This is a genomic window from Flavobacterium ustbae (genome assembly GCF_003946915.1).
Classification (GTDB): domain Bacteria; phylum Bacteroidota; class Bacteroidia; order Flavobacteriales; family Flavobacteriaceae; genus Flavobacterium; species Flavobacterium ustbae.
This window is the reverse complement of sequence record NZ_RPOC01000004.1, coordinates 81,624-97,196: the sequence shown is the minus strand read 5'-3', so window position 1 is coordinate 97,196 and position 15,573 is coordinate 81,624. Positions and strand designations below refer to the sequence as shown.

At 32.9% G+C, this 15,573-nt stretch carries 12 protein-coding genes and 1 tRNA gene; 7 read left to right on the top strand and 6 right to left on the bottom strand.

From position 1 onward, the window contains the following. Positions 1 to 72 precede the first annotated feature (72 nt). Positions 73 to 2,088, bottom strand: a complete 2,016-nt coding sequence (locus EG814_RS07710) for a hypothetical protein (RefSeq protein ID WP_125720580.1) — start codon at positions 2,086 to 2,088, stop codon at positions 73 to 75. A gap of 250 nt (positions 2,089 to 2,338) precedes the next feature. Here EG814_RS07710 and EG814_RS07705 point away from each other — a divergent pair, with 250 nt between their 5' ends. The 4 genes from EG814_RS07705 to EG814_RS07690 are packed head-to-tail and all read left to right on the top strand — an operon-like array spanning position 2,339 to position 4,813. Then, on the top strand, positions 2,339 to 2,764 hold the full coding sequence (locus EG814_RS07705) for a hypothetical protein (protein ID WP_125720578.1): 426 nt from the start codon (positions 2,339 to 2,341) through the stop codon (positions 2,762 to 2,764). A gap of 6 nt (positions 2,765 to 2,770) precedes the next feature. Further along, positions 2,771 to 3,418, top strand: a complete 648-nt coding sequence (locus EG814_RS07700) for a hypothetical protein (protein ID WP_125720576.1) — start codon at positions 2,771 to 2,773, stop codon at positions 3,416 to 3,418. Then, a complete protein-coding gene (locus tag EG814_RS07695) occupies positions 3,391 to 4,179 on the top strand; it encodes a sensor histidine kinase (RefSeq protein WP_125720574.1) in 789 nt (262 codons plus the stop codon). The genes EG814_RS07700 and EG814_RS07695 overlap by 28 nt, the downstream gene beginning before the upstream one ends. After that, the gene (locus tag EG814_RS07690; protein ID WP_125720572.1) at positions 4,163 to 4,813 is read left to right on the top strand and encodes a response regulator transcription factor; all 651 of its coding nucleotides are present in this window, start codon (positions 4,163 to 4,165) and stop codon (positions 4,811 to 4,813) included. Before EG814_RS07695 ends, EG814_RS07690 begins: the two co-directional genes overlap by 17 nt. 1 nt (position 4,814) lies before the next feature. On the opposite strand, the gene EG814_RS07685 is transcribed toward EG814_RS07690, so the two are convergent. Further along, positions 4,815 to 5,327, bottom strand: a complete 513-nt coding sequence (locus tag EG814_RS07685; protein ID WP_125720570.1) for an adenine phosphoribosyltransferase — start codon at positions 5,325 to 5,327, stop codon at positions 4,815 to 4,817. Positions 5,328 to 5,441: 114 nt separating this feature from the next. Here EG814_RS07685 and EG814_RS07680 point away from each other — a divergent pair. After that, positions 5,442 to 5,515, top strand: a tRNA-Arg gene (locus EG814_RS07680). A 189-nt stretch (positions 5,516 to 5,704) separates the two neighbouring features. Here EG814_RS07680 and EG814_RS07675 read toward each other — a convergent pair. Both EG814_RS07675 and EG814_RS07670 read right to left on the bottom strand, forming a co-directional pair. Further along, complete coding sequence (locus EG814_RS07675) at positions 5,705 to 5,869, bottom strand: PTS sugar transporter subunit IIBC (RefSeq protein ID WP_125720568.1); 165 nt, start codon at positions 5,867 to 5,869, stop codon at positions 5,705 to 5,707. Next, complete coding sequence (locus EG814_RS07670; protein ID WP_125720566.1) at positions 5,856 to 6,107, bottom strand: hypothetical protein; 252 nt, start codon at positions 6,105 to 6,107, stop codon at positions 5,856 to 5,858. Before EG814_RS07670 ends, EG814_RS07675 begins: the two co-directional genes overlap by 14 nt. Positions 6,108 to 6,298: 191 nt before the next feature. Between EG814_RS07670 and EG814_RS07665 the strand changes: the two genes are divergently transcribed. Beyond that, entirely contained in the window at positions 6,299 to 7,963 is a 1,665-nt protein-coding gene (locus EG814_RS07665; RefSeq protein WP_206430294.1) for an ATP-dependent nuclease, read from the top strand. A 4-nt stretch (positions 7,964 to 7,967) separates the two neighbouring features. Beyond that, positions 7,968 to 10,016 carry a UvrD-helicase domain-containing protein gene (locus EG814_RS07660; RefSeq protein WP_125720562.1) on the top strand — a complete coding sequence of 683 codons (2,049 nt, stop codon included), beginning with the start codon at positions 7,968 to 7,970 and terminating at the stop codon, positions 10,014 to 10,016. A gap of 310 nt (positions 10,017 to 10,326) precedes the next feature. On the opposite strand, the gene EG814_RS07655 is transcribed toward EG814_RS07660, so the two are convergent. Both EG814_RS07655 and EG814_RS07650 read right to left on the bottom strand, forming a co-directional pair. After that, positions 10,327 to 13,452 carry a P-loop NTPase fold protein gene (locus tag EG814_RS07655; protein WP_125720560.1) on the bottom strand — a complete coding sequence of 1,042 codons (3,126 nt, stop codon included), beginning with the start codon at positions 13,450 to 13,452 and terminating at the stop codon, positions 10,327 to 10,329. A gap of 1,547 nt (positions 13,453 to 14,999) precedes the next feature. After that, positions 15,000 to 15,572 carry a hypothetical protein gene (locus EG814_RS07650; RefSeq protein WP_125720558.1) on the bottom strand — a complete coding sequence of 191 codons (573 nt, stop codon included), beginning with the start codon at positions 15,570 to 15,572 and terminating at the stop codon, positions 15,000 to 15,002. Between the last annotated feature and the right edge of the window lies 1 nt (position 15,573).

The window sequence follows — 15,573 nt, the reverse complement described above, 5'->3', positions numbered from 1 at the left end:
TATTTAGGTTTAAGTGATGAGTTAAGAAACAAAAGGGACATTACGTCCCTCTTGCAAAATGTCTCAAAAAAATTATTCCATAAATGGAGCTCTGATTTTCTCGATATCGGCATTTTGAGCGTCGGTTCCTGTTGGAATTTCAAACAAAACATCTCCTTCTTGATAGTCAATTTTGATGTAGTCTGTAGAAATAGAAACTTTTTTAGATTTCTTGCCGATTTTACCGCTGCAAGTATATTTTACTTTGTATTCTGTTGGCTTAATATTGTAATCCAACTCATACCAAGCTCTGTATGGAATGGCATCTTCAAAATTATCAACTGTAAATTTGAATTTTTTAGATGACATTTTATCTACTTTTAAGGTCACTTCGAGTGTATCGCAATCATACAATTCTTCTGTAGATAAAGTATAATTGATCATGTTCTGAATAGGAAGCGGTACAAATATTTTAGTTCCCTCAAATTCAAACTCTCTTGTTACATCTTTCAATTTGATTCTTTTGTCTTTTTCGTACATTACTTCTTGTTTTACTTTAATCTTAGTAGAACCGTTATTTTTTACGAAATCAAATACAAAAGCATTTTTTTCTTTCGATTTATCGTTCCAAGTTGCTGGAAAAATAGCATCGATTTCTTTACCCGATTTACTGGTGTTTTTTACATACGGAGTTCCTTCTGGAGCGATCATTCTTCCAGAACTTTTCCAAATCAGTTTCCCTTTAGAGTCAGGATATCCGACTTCAATAGAAACTTGGCTCACTGGACTATCATTCACAATATCACTGTCTTTGTCCAATTTAATTAAACCTCCGTTTAAAGAAGCAATTACCTGCACTTTTGAGAAATCTTCGTCTAATTGAATTTCGGTAATGTATTTTTTCAGCTCTGTTTTTGCTTCAGGACCAGATTTTAAAGTCAGAGGAGTTAGGTTTCCGCTTATGCTCGAATCTAAAACTTCGACGGCAGAAAATTTGATTTCGTCTGTGAATTTTACTTCTCTAGTTTGGCTTCCATGTTTTAAACTTACACCCACGCTTCCACCACCAAAAAGAATTCTAAAAAATCCTCCAGGTTTTTCTGGTGTTGTTGCTGGAGTGAATTGTTTTTCTGGCACATCAAAAATTTGTTTCTGAACCATTTGAAAAGCAAAATCTCTTTGTTTGGTAAAAAGCGCTTCTTCTACTTTTTTTCTTTCTTCATTAGAAAACTGATTGTCTGTAATGATTTCGCTTACGATACCGCCTTGAGTTAAGATTTTTTCGTATTCGCTTTCCCAGTTTACATCAACAAATGACCAGCTTACATTGGCTTTTGCCGAAAAATAAGTATGTACTTTTTTTACATCGATTGTCGTTTTGATCGTTGTTGTTGGCATGTAGCCTTTGTATTTGATTTTGTTTTCGATTACCAAATTATTGGCACCAGATTCTAAGGCATTTTTGACCAACGAAGCGCTGTAGCGTCCCATAAGTACCGAAAGCGCATTGTCTCCCAATCCGAATGTAGTTCCCGCTCCTTCTCCCTGAATATTAAAAGTCCACGGATTTGCTCCTCCAAAAGGATTGTTTGGAGATTTTTCGCCTACTACATGCATCGTGATCGTATTCTCTGTCAGCTGAATAGGTCTAACATTGGTTTCATTAAAATCTCGATCGACACCTTTTAGATAAGAAAATAGTCCAAAAAGCTTAGATTGTCTCTGATTATTGTAATTGGTGTGCAATTTTGCTTTTAACTTGTCGATTGCTTTCTTCAATAACGCTTCTGGCAGATCTATTGTGCTGGTTAAAGTCGTGTATGCTCCTGCTTCTTCTTCTAATCCTTCTGCACCAATTACGGTTGAAGAATCTCCTGCTGATTTAAAAACTTGCATTGCAAATTTAAATCGCCCATCTGGATGCTTGGCGAGACGTGGTGCTTTTGGATAATAATAAAACTGCATTGGAAGACCCGCATCTCTTAATAAGATATTATTAGGATCTGGTGAAAAAAGTACTGCATAATCTGCTCCATCTTCTTTTTCTAAAAGAATTTCTACTGTTCCGGCTCCTGCATGAGGATAACCCAGAGGTGTTGGTTGTGACATAATTTAAAAATTTAATTATTAATAGGTTACATTTTTTATTGCCGTTTTTAGCTCAAAACTGACGATGTAAAATTCTATTATTACAAAATATTATGTAACAGCACTTTAGCCCATTTTTTTGAATAATTTTACCTAAATAAAAAAGGGTATATTTCCCCTTGCCGGAATTTCATGTTTAAGATAATTTTGCTTCAATCAACAACCTCAAAAAGCTGTTAACTAAATATTAACCAATTAACACTAAATAACTATGAAAAATCCACCTGCAAAACCGAGTCAGTTAATCACAAAAGAATTTGCAAGACAATTAAATGTGAATTACAACAATAAAAGAGCTTCTCTATCTGCAAAAAGAGAGCAAAAAGAAGATGCCAATGCAATCTGGTATTCTCTTGAAGAGTTAGAAAATTATATTCATTACATCAAAACGAATGGCGCAAAAGACGGTTATAATGTTGATGGAATCCGTTTTTATTTTGGGGTTTATCCAGATGACGAAAAACATGGAGAAAAAGCGGGACTAACTACTTTATTCTTGGTTCCAACTGGCAAAAAAGCTAAGGATAGCAGCCAAATTCAAGGTTTTGCGATGATGAAGGAAACTTCTGCAGACATACAAAGCCTTGACCCAATGAATTACGGAAACATAGGAAGACCGCCAAGCTTATTATATTAAATAATTATGTTCGAATTTTTAAGATCTTATATCATCTACATGGCTTTATTGTCAGGAACTATTGGTTTGTTCGCGCTTCCAAAACTTCCTGGTAATAAAGCCAAATTTTTAGTACTTTTAATCTGGTTTTCTGTAGTAATTGAAATTGTGGGCTATTATTTTACCTTTTGGACTGGTTTGCTCAACTTTCATGTGTACAATTTCTATATGTTTGCCAGCTTCTCTGCCTATATTTTACTTCTAAAAGCCCTACTTACCAAAAGAGATCATAGAATTTCGGCTGTTCTTTTTCTAATTCTGTTTATCGTGTCGTTTTTCTTAAATATTCTATATTTCAAAGAAGACATGAACCGTTCTTTTACCTATAGTTTTGCAATTGGTGTATTATTAATTTTAATTCTATCCTGTCTATATCTAATTGAGATTTTTAATTCGGAAAAAATATTGAATTTTAAAAAATCGGTGTTTTTCTGGTACATTCTCGGTATACTCGTTTTTCATGTTCCTTTTACACCTTTTATGCTGGCTATCAATTGGTTTTTAATTAAGCAAGACGACTCTATTTTTAGTTTAGTCGTGTTCATTTTAAATTTACTGGCACATAGCTGCTTTATAATCGGATTTACATGGAGCGAAAAGAGATACAATTATTAGTTATTTCGCTAGGTATCGTTTTCTTTACCTTAATAATCATTTTGCTTATTATTTTCTTTTATTTTTTAAAAAAGAGAAATAAGTTTTTAGTAGATAAAATGGAAGCTGATTTGTATTTTCAATCCGAATTGGTGAAAACAAGAATTGAAATAAAAGACCAAACCTTATCTGAAATTAGCAAAGAATTGCATGACAATATCGGACAGATTATTTCGGTTGCCATTATGCAGCTGAATATTGCAATAAGTAGTAAAAATATTCAAATAGAAGAACTTAAAGATCTGAAAGCCGTTCTTGCAAAATCTTTAGATGAGCTTCGGATTCTTTCACGCATTATAAACAAAGACAATCTCCTTCAGAATAATTTTATCGAAGCTATTCAGCAGGACTTAGAGAGAATTAAAAAACTTAAAAAGATTAAATTCAATTTTAAACAAATTGGAACAGTTCCGGCAATAAATGAAGAACATGAACTGATTATTTACAGAATTTTTCAAGAAGCGCTCCACAACAGCCTAAAACATTCCAGAAGCGATCTGTTTGATGTTCATATTGAAACTACCGATTCTTTTTTCATATTAAATTTAAAGGATTTCGGAATTGGCTATGACGTTAAAAAGTCAAATTCAGGAATCGGATTGAATAATATGAAATTAAGAGCTAAGCTTATTGGTGCCCAGTTAATCTTAAATTCTGACGTCTCTGGAACCGCTGTAACTATCAAATATCCTTTAACCCAAGGCCATGAAAACCAACTTTAAAAGAAAAATAATAATTGTAGATGACCATTTACTTTTTTCGCAGTCTCTCGAACTGCTCATTAAAAGTTTTGGCGATTATGAAGTTATAAATCGTTTTGAAAACGGAAAAGTCTTTATAGACTATCTAGAACAAAATAACGAGGCTGAAATTGATCTTATTTTACTAGATGTTAATATGCCGGTTCTCGACGGACTAAGCACTATGAAATGGCTCAAAGACAACAGGCCAGATTTGAAAGTAATTGCTTTATCTGTAAACGACGATGAAGAAATTATCATAAAAATGATTACAAATGGCGCAAAAGGCTATCTGCTAAAAGACACTTCGCCAGAAATTTTTAAAGAAGCCATTGAATGCGTCGTCGAAAAGGGTTTTTATTTTACCGAGCTTGTCTCTGGAATGCTGATTAACAAAGTCAACAGCGATAATAAAAAGATTTCTTTAAAAGAAAAAGAAATTGTTTTTATCAAACACGCCTGCACTGAAATGACTTATAAAGAAATTGCATCAGAAATGTGTTTGAGTCCCAAAACCATTGACGGATACAGAGAATCACTTTTTGATAAACTTGAAATAAAAACCCGAATCGGACTTGTGCTTTATGCGATTAAGCATAAAATTGTTTTCGTATAAATTAATATGTTAATGCTGCAAAAACGGGATATTCCTTAATTTTTTCTCTTCCGTTAAGAAAAGTCAGTTCCATTAAGAAATTACACTGTACTATTTCGCCACCCAATTTCTCAACCAATTCACAAACTGCTTTTGCGGTTCCGCCAGTAGCTAGAACATCGTCGTGAATTAAAACGCGATCTCCTTTTTTTATGGCATCAGTATGCATTTCTAAACTATCAGTTCCGTATTCTAATTCGTAATAAGCAGCAATAGTATCAAACGGAAGTTTCTTTGGTTTTCTCACAGGTATAAATCCGGCATTTAATTCCTGAGCCAATAGCATTCCGAAGAAAAACCCGCGAGATTCAGCGCCAACCACTTTATCGATTTTTTGTCCATTTAAAGAATCCAACAAAATTTTTAGGCAATTGGTACGCGCTTCTGGGTCGCCAAGCAAAGGCGTAATATCTTTAAATAAAATTCCTTCTTTTGGAAATCCCTGAATATCACGTATATAATTTTCAATCTTCATTTTTTTTTAATTTTCTGTTATTTTTTCCTTGTTTATCTCACATTTATGTCTATCTTTGCACCCGCAATAAGCAATCAACAAAGCTACAAAAAAATAGCTAATTGATAACAAAAAGGCCTCGTGGCGCAACTGAATAGCGCATCTGATTACGGCTCAGAAGGTTACTGGTTTGAATCCAGTCGAGGTCACTTAAGGAGACAACTAGATAATAGTTGTCTCTTTTTTTATGCCTAAACATATAGATTTTTCAAGCCTTCACAGCCTAATATTTGCGGTTCGAATTTTTCACAGGAAATTCTTAGTCTGTTTAAAAAAAACAGTCTTAAAGTGGCGCTATCAGAGATTTAATCGAAGCTGAACGATGGTTCGAAATCCCGTTAAGGATATAGATTTTTTTTCTCTTTTGGTTTATCGTAATTTTTTGATACTAAATACAGTAATTCCAAAATAATTTTAGCTTCCTTCTCATCTACCTGAATGCCGTTTTTGGAAAGAATAATAACGGCTTTCTCTACTGAAACATTCCTCTCAATGAAATTCATTTTTTCTATTGGTTTTTCGGTTTCTTTTTTTTGATAATATTTTTAAAAATGCCTGATTTAAGCCTAAAGATAGATCTCCTGTTTTAAAATTAATTTCCGTCGGGGGAATAAGATTTACAAGATGTCTTTTATCTGAAGCCTCAAATTCAGAAAATCTTTGAAAGATTTCAACTAATGCTTTTTCTTCAATTTGATTTTTTCTATCAATCCCTTTTAATTTAATGGCAATATCATGCATTTCCTTTTTAAGATTTTTAGTGCTGACTTGATTCTCTTTTCTTAATTGGTTGTAGTCGTCAATTTGTAATATTCCAGCTATGAATAATTTTCTGCCTCGAGAAAGGGTCAGCTCCTCCTCATTTATTTTCCTCTCTAATGCTTTTTGAGTGCATAAATAAATTTGATCTTGTTACCAATTTGGTTCCGTTTATGACTTTGCAAGATACTGCTAATTCTGAATTGGATATTTTAATAAAATATGAATTAGTAGAAAACGTAAATTTCCACAAAGCCGTCAAAGATCTATTAGATGAAGGCATTAAAGATAAAATGTTACTCTTTAAAAAATTTGTGGAACTGCTAAATGAGTCACTTGACTTTAAAATAAAATATTACCACATTAATGGAAATGAAGTATCTTTTAGGATAAAAGAGCTTATTGAAATAAAAGCTATAAAAGCCAACAATGTAGAAAATGAAAGATGCTTATCAAGAGCGTTCAGTAAAATTGTAGAATATCGATACAAATCTACTCAAGGCAAGAAGGACAAAAAGGAACTGGAAGGGATAATATCAAAAATTAATGGAACACTAAGTTCAAACATTAAAGATAAACACAGCAATAGAATCAATACCTCTTTAAACGCAATTGAATCTTCAGATAAACTAGAAATGATCTTAAGTTCTGATATTTCATTTAAGAAATTAATGAATGATCTTATAAAATATGAATATATCGAATTCGGTAATAATATTCCTGAAACTCAATTTGGTTTGGGATACACGAACTTGATGATGATTATTGCTGATTTAATCGAGTACATGGAAAAATATCCTGAGGATTCTTTCAATAGTAAAGTAAATCTAATATCAATTGAAGAACCTGAAACATTTATGCATCCCCAGATGCAAGAATTGTTTATTAAAAATATAAATGAGGCAATTTCATCTTTGTTGAAGAGCAACAATAAAAAAATAAATAGCCAACTTATTATTACCACTCACTCATCGCATATCCTCAATAGTAAAATTCATAGCGGCAATTCTTTCAATAATATTAACTATGTCACAACTTTAGAACAAAATTCTAATGTAGTTTCACTTAATGACAAAAAAATTACCCCACAGTTGGGAGATAAAAACGATGAAAATAATTTAAAGTTTTTAAAAAAACATATAAAATATAAAGTTTCAGAACTGTTTTTTTCCGATGCGATTATCCTTGTGGAGGGTATCACTGAAGAAACACTTCTAAGATATTACCTTGATAATGAAAATAAGCTTAATAAATTTTATATCTCTATTTTTAATATAGATGGAGCCCACGGTCTTGTCTATCATGAATTAATAAAATTATTAAATGTACCAGCTTTGGTAATTACTGATTTAGATATTAAAAGAACTGACACTGAAAAAGAAGCTTTTACACAGATCAGTAGCTTGGATACAAAGACAACAACAAATGCAACGATAAAACAATATAATAGCGAAAAAGAGTTATTAACGAACTTACCTCCAACAATAATAAAGGAAAATTTAAAAATAGCATTTCAGAGTGAAATTAATGGATTTTATGCCACCAGTTTCGAAGAAGCATTTATTCTAACCAATTTCAATAATCTTATTTTACAAGATACCATAAAGGAATTAAAACCTGACATATATAACAGCATTGTTGGTAGTAATAGTGATCAGGAAGAAATAAAAAATAATTCATACAAACTTCAGCGGAAATTAGCTGGATGTAAAAGTGATTTTGCAAATAAATTACTTTATAAATATATTACTTCAGATGTAGCTACTGAACTTCCACTATTACCACAATATGTTACTGAAGGATTAACTTGGCTTTCTACAAAATTAAATATTGCCTAAAAATATGAATTTATCAATTATATCATCAGAAAAAAAACAGGAGGAGATAGATATTCAGCAAGAAATTTTTAATTCAATTGATAAAAATGAGAATATTATATTTAGCTCTGGCGCTGGTTCAGGAAAAACATACTCACTTGTCGAAAGTTTAAAACATATAATCAACACACATGGCTTAAGGCTAAAAGTACATAATCAAAAAATTGTTTGCATCACCTATACAAATGTTGCCGTGGAAGAAGTTAAAAACAGACTTGGAAACAGCGAATTGGTCTTGGTTTCAACAATACATGAAAGAATATGGGAACTTATTAAAGATTATCAAAAGGAGCTTGTGAAAATTCATCAATATAAATTGAATGAAGAAATCAGTATCTTAAATAATAAGCTGGATACAGATAGCAAATTTGCTGCATATAGAAATTTAAACAACGAGCAAAAATCAGGATTATTTGACTTAATGATTTCGCAAACAGAACTTTTCTACAAGAGCCAAGATGAAAATGCAAGTAAGTTCAGAGAAATATTTGGTACTCAACTGAGAGATTTTCCAAACATTCTAAAAAATTATTCCGATTTTAAAGATCTAATTAAAATTATTTACAAAATAAACAATTATGCAGCTTGTTTACGTTCTATAGATGTCAAAGAGGAAGGATATTTAAAAGTAAAATACAATGCCTCATACAATTCAGATCGTTTACACTGGATGAGAATCAGTCACGATACACTTTTAGAATACGGAATTAAAATTATAAAAAATCATAATGTATTACAGCAAATAATAATTGATCAGCATCCTTATTTTTTGATTGATGAATATCAGGACACTGAAAAAAAAGTTGTCGAAATCATGTCAATTTTGACAGAGCGATCTGAGGAGATTAAACATCCTTTTTTTGTCGGCTACTTTGGAGATCCTGCTCAAAATATATATGATGGGGGAATTGGAAAAAATGTTAATAAAGTGCATCCAAATCTTAAAACAATTATAAAACCTTTTAATCGTCGATCTACTGAAGAAGTGGTTACAATTATTAATACAATACGAAATGATGAAATAAAGCAATCATCAATCTATGATGATTCTAAAGGCGGTAGTGTAAAGTTTTATTCTGGACAAAATGATAGAGTTGGTGCATTTATAGAGGAACATAAATCTGAATGGAATATTTCTTTACGAAATAAACTTCACTGTTTTGTATTGACAAACAAAAGTGTTGCAGAATACAGTGGTTTCAGTAATATCTATGCCTTCTTTGCAAATACAAAAAAATATAAAGTTGCCTACCAGCAATTAAACACAGAACTACTTAGTGACAATCAAGTCAGATTAGGAGAAATTCCATTATTTATATTTAGGATTCTAGAGTTTAAATCCAAATTAAGTAACACATACACACCGGTACAGGAAGTTTTAAAAGAGTACATCTATTCTGATATGAATATAGGACTTTTGAGAGTTTTTATTTCTTCGTTGCAAAATATTAAGGGCAATACGTTACATGAATTGTTAGATTCTATCACAGATATTTATACTTCTGCAAAAAACATAAAACACAAAGAATTGATAAATCAATTATTTGATTTTGAAGGCTTTCCAGATAAATCAGTCAAAAGTTACCTGTCCGAAGTACTTTATCCCAACCTAAAAGAAGAGGATACTAGTTCGACCGCAAAAGCTATTGAAGATTTCTTAAACATTAATCTTAATGAATTTGAATTGTGGTATAAATATATACTAAGAGAAAATGAAACTGATGTAGTTTATCACACTTATCATGGCACAAAAGGACTTGAATTTGATAATGTTATAATATTGATGGGTAATGCGTTTGGACGAAACGGAATGTATTTCAAAAATTTTTTTATGGCTATTCAAAATGCATCAGAGGCAAAAAATGAGTATTATGAAGAATTTGAGCAGACAAAAAACCTCTTATATGTAGCATGTTCTAGAGCAATTAAAAATCTGAGAATATTATATCTTGATGATGTTACCGATTTTAAAGATGCATTGTCACAAATTTTTATTGATGTAAAATCATATTGAATCAAAAGTTTTACTGAAAAAAGGATAATTCATCTTCTAGCTAATTAAAAGAAACGGCTTTAAAGCTTCGGTGCATCACATAACCTTACAGATTCTCTCTAGCCCTGCTTAAGGATTGAATCTAATGAAGAAAAATTTATACCAAATCCGTTCAAGGAATAAAAGTAAAAAGAAGGAAAAGGTCTGAAAGTGGAAAAACCAAAAAAAAATCGGTTTTTCCACTTTCAACAGCTCACACACTACAATGTCAATGAGTATCTTGATTTAGGTATATTATTTCTATAAAAGCTTGCTTCTGCTCGATAATTATTTAAAAAGCAAATCGTTTTACAAAAAAAGCATTTTTATTGAAGTCCGTTAATTTAACTTTAAGCATCTCTTGTTTGTGAGCAGCAAGAATCTTTAATAAATCACTTTTTAAATCTTTTAAATCTGGTTCATTATCAGAATCAGTTGAAGGGTAAAGAAAATCAACTAGTTTAACTGTCTTAGGAATTTGGGAGTGATGGAGTATTGATGTCATCACCGGTCTGTATCTGCTTAACGATAGCGCTAGAGTTAATAAAACCATTTCGAGATCATCTTTGCCAATTTCAGCACTTCTCATGTACTCATGGGATTTTATAATCCTGTAGATATTAACAAATCTTTTGATAAGTCGTGGATTACTGCCCAATACGGGGGACATCTCTTCTATAAGACTGCGCTCTTCCTCAGTAAAACTTAAAGCTTTTACAATTGTTTCTTTACGAATCTGCTGCTTTCTAATTATTGGATAATCAATTTCTGGTAATGGATCATTACTTTCCAAGGTCTCCTCCACATTTATATTTTGATCAGATCTGAGCGTTTGATCTGCTTTTTTTACTTCCGGTAGTTCCTGTACCTCAGACAGCCCTCTAAGCATATCCTTGATATCGCTGTCATCTGCAGTTTTCAGATGGAAAGCAATTTGGAATATTTTCTCCAGATAATCAGATGGATCAATTCCTTTATAACCATTCTTTCCATCATCATACTTTTGCAGGTATTTGACCGTAAGGGCATTTCTTACCCATACAGGATCTACTCCTACCACAACCACAAATAACGGAAATGCCATTAACAGATTTACTGCTTCCAATACCTCTACAACCCTTTCCTCGGGACATCTGTCCAAATCATCAATATAAAGGACGATTCGCTCCAGAGGCTTTTCAAACAAGGCACGGAACTGCGCGCTTTCTCCGGATTTAAGCAGTTCTTCCCTGTGGCCTGTAAAAAGTTCACTGAGTATTTGAAAATCTTTTCTTATGATAGAAACAAGACCAAGGTGTTTTTTATAGTCATCGCTGTTGCACCTTTTTTCAATAAAGTCATACAGCGTACTGGTAGTAAGCGCATTGGTAATCTTATATTCAATGGTAGATTTAACTACAGTTACACTGGTAATCTGAGTATTTATGGAGTCCAGTTCTTTTGTCCTGTACTCGATTTCCTGTAGTAGTGCCTTTTCCTGTTGATTAAACTCTTCAATTGCAATATCGCGCTGTTTTAGATAATCTTCTTTTATAGACCACATTTTCCTTAAAAATGGCTGAAATTTCCTGTACGTTTTCACAGCCCGAACATATAAGGAGCCCGCAGCAGTTATCAGGATCCAAAGCGAAGGATTCACCGAAATTACATTAAGTTTAAAAAAGTCCACAAATATTCCAAGCCCAACAGGTATTAAAAAAATAATAGCAAGAGTTACAAATACCCAAGCCCAATTAAATTTAGAATTTTTATCAGTTGTAAATAGCTTCAGATAAGTGGGTAAGCTTTTTGCCTTCTCATAGAATTCATCAGGTTTCACCCAATACTCTTCAGGAACAATTTTTTTAAAATGTTCAACATCCTTTGCTATACCAGGGTTTTTGTTTAGCGCATCGCTAACTTGATCTTTAACTTTAAACTGCACATCCACTGCTTCAAGAACTGACCTCAGTGACTTATTTCGAAGCGATTTTATTTTCTTGTCAAGCTCATTTTTACTTTTGCTTTTTTTATCATTAAGCTTTTGAAGCTGACTGTCTATTTCCTGTTTTTGGTTTTTAAGCCCTTCTACTTCTTCTTTGGCTGCGGAAAGATCCTTTACCAGTTTCTCTTCGATTTTCCTTGTATTGTATTTAGCTAGGCTGTCATTGCTTATATAGTAATTCAGCTCGTCAAAGATATTGGTTGTGATGCTGGCCCACAGGTTGGCATCCATGTAGGACCAGGCATTGAAATGAACATGAACAATGCCTTCACAGAAATACCCTGTACGGCTCGCTGATAAATCTTCTATCTCTTTTCTGAGTTTTTTCATAAAGAAACTTTTGCCCGAGCCCCACTTGCCCAAAAGAGCCACGGCAAGCGGAGGTTGAAAAGACTTCGCTGCGAGAACTAATGAAAAAGCATTGACGTCAGGTCCTATGTTTAGATAATCAATCCCCGTATCACCATCGCACACCAGACCGGCGATATGATGAGACTCCTCCTTATCGGAATCCAAGACACTGGCAAACAAGTCATGAATCATAAACTGCGGTAAAGCCTGAAATATCTTCTCCAGATCTTTGAAGGAGGGCTCTGTTATCGTATTGTGATAATATCCCAGATCCTTGATGTCGATTCTATGGTCCTTCTCAATCCACTCAACGTCAACTGTTGTACCGTCTCTTCGATTTCCAGTTACCACACCCCAACCCCTAAAGCATAAAAGTGATGCTTTTTTCTTTTGAGGATAAGTAGATTTATGGATCAAAAAATCGCCTTCTTTTATGGAATTAATCAACTGGACATATTTTTCATCATAACCTGTCTCCCAAATTCCCTGTTCATAAAAACGATTTCCCTGCTCTTTGCCTTCCCAGTCGGAGTCAACAAGAAAAAAACGCTGACCGGAATTTTGAAGCGTCATTGTTATATCAGCTCCATCTATTGTTTCTTCAAAAATTAGATGATCATAAAAATCCCTGCCCATTTCATCAGCTGGTATCGCTATTGTAATTTCTGCCGACACTGATTTTAAGATGTCCTGATTCTCACTAAGTACAGTTGTTATGATTTCATAACTCTTATCGTAAGACAGCCCTGCTTTGCCTGTCCCTAAAAGAGGCAGAAATACTTTTTTACCTTTAAGCTCATGAGCGTACATTTTTATGGCTTTGGAAAGATTTTCTTTTATCAGCTCATCTGTTTTTCTCTGTCCCTGTATGGTAACTATAAACAATATTTGGGATTCATTAACAGGAAAAAGATTATATCCCTCTTTAAGATTAAGTCCATCTAAAACTTTCTTGTTGTAGCCAAATGCAAGCAATATTTGGGAATTAAGAATTCCGATCGAGCCCTGCACATTTATTGGCACAAAAGCAAAGTTAAAGTCGGTAGGTGAAGGATTTAGTTCAATTTGGTAAAGGTCAATCATAGTTTATTTTATATGGGGAACTAAAGTAAAAAAATAAAATAGATTGTTAGGATTTTTCTTTAAGATTTAAAAAGAATAATCCTTTTAAATAATGAAAAAAACTGGAATCCAGAAAACTTTAAGATCGGTCATTAGGTGATAAAAATAAAAAGATTAAAACTTAGTTGAATCTAATGTTTCTAGCTGCAATATTACAATACTTTGCAAAAGGAAAGCTTTCGGAAATTCGCCCGTAAATGTTTGGGCATGCCGAACTTTATTGCGTTGCTTTTTGCCCTTGCTTCCCTGTGCCCGGTCATGGCGCTATATTCTTCTCCTTAACCAGTCCTATAGGTTCTTAGAAATTTATGAAATCACATCAGGAGGCATCACTGGATATTCGCTTGATATTCTCAGCCGACCTTAAAGTCAATGCCACCTCTTTAATGATGATGATGAAAGGTATTACCTTTGTGCCACAAAACCTAAATCACATACAGTAATTCATAGAGCCAAAGAAAGACAATTCTATCATAATCATAGCAATTTTTTCAAATCCTCCATACTAGATATAGAATTGTACCCTAGATTAATACCGCAAACAAACTGAGTTTTTACAATTTTTGAATCAATCCCCAACAGGACATCTAAACCAAATTTACAAAGCCAATCGAAGACAGACATTTACATATAGTAAGCCAATTGCTTCAAATCATCCAAAAATGATGTTGTAATTTGTCCTGTCGAGGTCACTTAACAGCCAAATGGCGCCAATTGAAGACAATTGGCGCCATTTTTTATTTGTGCTACTAAACATGAGTACTTTGAGTCATTTTTACTGTTATTTTCTTTCTATAAAGTAAGAGTAAAATAAAGAGCCAGCTGCATAATTGTATATGTTTTCATGAAAAACAATACAAATAGTTGATTTGCCATTCGATAACTTAACAGGATTCGAACCCCAGAATGAAGAAAGATTATGACTTTATAATATCCTTATTTTTCACTCTAATCGCTGTTCAATTTCAGAAAATACCCACTCATTTCAAATTTTTTTTATTTCCCGCTCTCAATTTTCTTCAAATATAAGTGCTGTTGTACTGAAGCAGAATATTGGTTTATACCTTAAAATGGATTCAACTTTATAGCCCTGATAGCAGTGGAAATCCTTTTGTGCCGGTGTTCGGCACAAAAGATTGCAACGCATAGCGGGAAAAGCTCAAAAAAAAACTAATATTTCATTGCATATTGAAAATCGCATTTGTCTGCAATCCATCCTACAGCTAAAACAATACTAACTAACTAACTAACTAACTAACTAACTAACTAACTAACTAACTAACTAACTAACTAACTAACTAACTAACTAACTAACTAACTAACCAACTAACTAACTAACTAACTAACTAACTAACTAACTAACTAACTAACTAAGGCAATATTAAAACAAAAAAGATGAGCTTTACTGCTCATCTTTAAATTATTTATTTCTAAAATTTATTCAATAGCAAAAGGTTACAATTTTAAAATCTCATATCACTAACTTTGAAACACTACCTAGCCGCTGCCTATATTACATTGCCCTCCAAATCGGTCGTACGCGGCCGGTGCAGTTCATGCCACCTACGCTCAAAGGATCGAATATTGGCCATGTCCTTACCCACCAGATCCGCCAGTTTCCTAACTTCTTTATCAAAACTGCTTTTAGATTTGATGTTTCCTAATTTATACGATGGTAAAAATAGCATATGAAACAAAGGCGGCCCCTTATAATCGTCATATCTCAATTCCATAATAGTTGAGTCGTTTGGTGGAAGCTTAAAATTTATTCCATCACAATCTTTCAAGTCATCAAGTGAATTTAATTTTTCGTTGAGTTCAAAAATATTCAAACTGATTTTTATCCTTTTTTCCCCTCTAAGCATACTAGCATTAATAAAATGCAACTGATTTTGATTTGTCAACTTACATAATTCGTAGGAGTACCCACGAATATTCGAATCGTACTGCCCAAACCAAGAAGTTTTAAATGGCGATTTTGCATAGCCGTTCTTTTCCAACTCAGGAATACCATAATCTTTAAAAATAGCATTCCTTGCATCTAGAACTTCTTTATCTGATATTTTGAGATTATCTTTCATA